We start from the raw sequence: 3,696 nt of genomic DNA, 5'->3' as shown, positions 1-3,696 counted from the left end.
CGTCGCAGACAATGAGACGCTTCGCGGCTTTTCGTGCTGGATTCCGGATCTCCTTCCGCTTCGCTTCAGTCGTCCGGAAAAGGGGTTGGTTTGCAATGGGTCATGAAGCCTGGCTGCACGGTTCCCGGCCAGTGTCGTGTACCGTGTGGCCCGCCAATGCAAGCCTGCTTAGTCGGCGAATTCCCGCTGCAGCCCGCGCCGCGTCCGGTGGCGCTCCAGCGCCAGGTCGATCAGGCGGGTCAGCAGGTCCGGATAGGGGACGCCGGAGGCTTCCATCATCTTCGGGTACATGCTGATCGAGGTGAAGCCCGGCAGCGTGTTCACCTCGTTGAGGTAGAACGCGCCGCTCTGCCGGTCGAGGAAGAAGTCGATCCGGGCCATGCCGCTGCATTCGAGGGCCTCGAAGGCCCGCAGGGCCAGGGCGCGCACCCGCTCCATCTGCTCCGGCGAGATGTTGGCCGGCAGGTCGACGCTGGCGCCCTCGGGGTCGAGGTACTTGGCGGCGTAGGAGTAGAAGTCGTGGTGGGATTGCGGGTTCAGCTCGCTCGCGACGCTGACGAAGGGCGGCGCGCCGTCGAGCACCGCCACCTCGACCTCGCGGGCGTCGATGCCCTGCTCGACCAGCACCTTGACGTCGTACCGGAACGCGTCGGCGAGCGCCGCCGGCAGGTCGCTCCATGCCTTGACCTTATGGATGCCGACGCTGGAGCCCATGTTGCAGGGCTTGACGAAGACCGGGAGCGTCAGGGTGCTCGCGATGTCGTCGAGGGAGACCGCCCCGCGCTCGTAGGCGCTTCGGGTGAAGGCCCGGTAGGGGGCGATCGGGATGCCGGCGAGGCCGGCGAGCCGCTTGGTGATATCCTTGTCCATGCCGACCGCCGAGGCCAGCACGCCCGAGCCGACATAAGCCGTCTCGGTCAGCTCGAGCAGGCCCTGGAGCGTGCCGTCCTCGCAGAGGGGCCCGTGCAGCACGGGAAACACCACGTCGACCTCGGCGCGCTCCGGCGTGCCGGCGAGCGTCGTCACCGCGGCGCGCCCGTCGGCCCCCGACGCGAGGCGCACCTCGGGGCTCTCCGGCGGGATCGCCAGGGATTCGTCGCCGGTCTGTGTGATCCGGCGCAGGTCGTGGCGCTGCCAGCGCCCGGCCTTGTCGATGCTGACCGGGATCACCTCGAACCGGTCCCGGTCGAGGTGACGGATCACGGAGGCCGCCGAGCGCAGCGAGACCTCGTGCTCGCCGGATCGGCCGCCATACAGGACGGCGACGCGGGTCTTCTCGGTCATGCGCACACCCTCGGTCCCCTGCACCCACCTCGCCGCCGCGGGAGGCTCCGGGCGGGGGCCTGATTATCGCGCCATGAAGATTTCAGAAACCCTACGAGGCGACCGGACCGGCCCCGCCGGTTCCGTCGAGGGCATCGCGCATCAGGGCCAGAAAATTCTCCGTCACGGCGCCGGCCGGCGCCCGGTAGAGCGCACAGACGTCGGCGGTGGGGGCGGGCCCGAGGAGCGGCCGGTAGGCGACGTCGGGCCGCGGCACGGCGCCGGCCGATTCCGGCACCAGGGCGACGCCGAGGCCAGCCGCCACGAGGTTCACGAGCGACGCCGATTCGACCACCTGCTGCACCAGCCGCGGCACGAAGCCCGCGTTCCGGCAGGCCTCCCACAGGTCGGTCGCGAAGCGCGAGTCGCGCAGGCGCAGGGACACGAAGGGCTCGTCGCGAAGATCGGCCAGCGCGATTGCGCCCTGAGCGGCGAGGCGATGCCCCGCCGGCAGGGCGACGCCGACCGCCTCCGGCCAGGCCTGCACCACCCGCAAGGCGGGATCCTCCGGCGGCCGGCGCAGGAAGCCGAGATCGATGCGCTGCGCGTGGAGCGCCGCCGGCTGCTCGCCTGGCGGCATCTCGTGCAGGCGCACCAGCACGTCCGGGTAACGCTCGCCGAACACCCGGATCAGACCTCCGAGGGGGCCGGCCAGGATCGAGCCGGTCAGCCCGAGGTCGAGGGTGCCGGTGCGCCCGGCCCCGACGGCGCGGGCCTCGGCGCAGGCCTCCTCGACCGCGCCCAGGATGCCGCGCGCCCTGGCCAGGAAGGCGGTGCCGGCGGGGGTGAGGGCGACGCTGCGGCTGGTGCGCCAGAGAAGCGGCGTGCCGAGTTCGGCCTCCAGATCGCGGATCTGCTGGCTGAGCGGCGGCTGCGACACGCCGAGGCGCTCGGCCGCCGCGGTGAAGCTCAGGGATTCCGCCACCGCCACGAAGTAGCGCAGGTGCCGCAGCTCCACGGCGTCCGCTCCGACAGGGGGGATGGGAGGGCGCGCCGGCGGCCGGCTCGTCGGCCGATCCAGACGCGAGACGACTGGATCATACGCAACGGAATATTGGACGTCGAGCGCAGGTGGGGGCAGGGATCGGCGCCGCGGCTCCCGCCGGGTCGCAGGCTGGACAGGCCCGCGGCCCGGCCATACCCCCGGGACATCGATCGGAATCCACGACCATGCAGCACGACCGGCCGCCTGCCGTCTCCGAGACCCCCCTCGGCGCCGCCGTGATGGCCCGCCTCGCCGACCTCGCCCGCTTCAGCGCCGATCCCGACGGGCTCACCCGCCTCTACCTCACCCCCGCCCATGCGGGGGCGGCCCGGCAGGTCGCGGCCTGGATGGAGGAGGCCGGCATGGAGGTCCGGCTCGACGCCGCCGCCACGGTGGTCGGCCGCTACGAGGCCGCCACGCCCGGCGCCCCGACGCTGCTCATCGGCTCGCACATCGACACCGTGCGCGATGCCGGCCGCTACGACGGCAATCTCGGGGTGGTGGTGGGCATCGCCGCCGTGCAGGCGCTGCACGAGGCCGGCGAGCGCCTGCCCTTCGCGATCGAGGTGCTGGCCTTCGGCGACGAGGAGGGCGTGCGCTTCCCCGTGACCCTCACGGGCTCGCGGGCGCTCGCCGGCCTGGTCCGGCCGGACTTCCTCGACGCCCGCGACGGCGACGGGATCACCCTGGCGCAGGCCCTGCGCGACTTCGGCGGCGACCCCGACGGGCTGCCCGGGCTCGCCCGCGACCCGGCCTCGGTGCTGGGCTACCTCGAAGTGCATATCGAGCAGGGGCCGGTCCTGGAGGCGGAGAACCTGCCGGTCGGCGTCGTCACGGCGATCTCGGGCGCGAGCCGCCTCGTCGTCACGGTCGAGGGCCGGGCGGGGCACGCCGGCACCGTGCCGATGGCCCTGCGCCGCGACGCGCTCGCGGCCGCCGCCGAGATGGTGCTGGCGATCGAGGCCGAGGCGACCGCGACCCCCGACCTCGTCGCCACGGTCGGCCGGATCGAAGTGCCGCGGGGCGCCGTCAACGTCATCCCGGCGCTCACCCGCTTCAGCCTCGACCTGCGCAGCCCGAGCGATGCCGTGCGCCACGCGGCGCTGGCGCGGCTCCACGCCGCCTTCGCGCGCATCGCCGAGCGCCGCGGCGTCGCGGTCGGGGCGGCGTCGAGCTACGACGAGCCCGCCGCGTCCTGCGCGCTGGCCTTCCGGGACGCGCTGGCGGAGGGTATCGCCCGCCTCGGCCTGCGGCCCCTGAGCCTGCCGAGCGGGGCCGGCCATGACGGGCTCGCGCTCGCCGGGCTGTGCCCCATCGGCATGGTGTTCGTGCGTTGCGCCGGCGGGCTCAGCCACTCCCCGGCCGAATCGGCCGGGGAGTGGCTGAGC

The 3,696-nt window shown here is 73.5% G+C and carries 3 protein-coding genes; 1 reads left to right on the top strand and 2 read right to left on the bottom strand.

Annotation, left to right across the window (positions count from 1 at the left end; genetic code table 11):
• Positions 1-168: 168 nt before the first annotated feature.
• Both QR78_RS27290 and QR78_RS27285 read right to left on the bottom strand, forming a co-directional pair.
• A complete protein-coding gene (locus tag QR78_RS27290; RefSeq protein ID WP_082171996.1) occupies positions 169-1,284 on the bottom strand; it encodes a D-alanine--D-alanine ligase family protein in 1,116 nt (371 codons plus the stop codon).
• Positions 1,285-1,375: 91 nt separating this feature from the next.
• Positions 1,376-2,281 (bottom strand): LysR family transcriptional regulator, encoded by a 906-nt coding sequence (locus QR78_RS27285; RefSeq protein ID WP_048430755.1) that lies wholly within the window; start codon positions 2,279-2,281, stop codon positions 1,376-1,378.
• A gap of 212 nt (positions 2,282-2,493) precedes the next feature.
• Here QR78_RS27285 and QR78_RS27280 point away from each other — a divergent pair.
• A partial coding sequence (locus tag QR78_RS27280) for an allantoate amidohydrolase (RefSeq protein WP_048430754.1) occupies positions 2,494-3,696 on the top strand: 1,203 nt, incomplete at its 3' end.

Source organism: Methylobacterium indicum, assembly GCF_001043895.1.
GTDB lineage: Bacteria > Pseudomonadota > Alphaproteobacteria > Rhizobiales > Beijerinckiaceae > Methylobacterium > Methylobacterium indicum.
The sequence above is the reverse complement of the archived record's forward strand: the minus strand, read 5'-3'. Positions and strand labels throughout refer to the sequence as shown.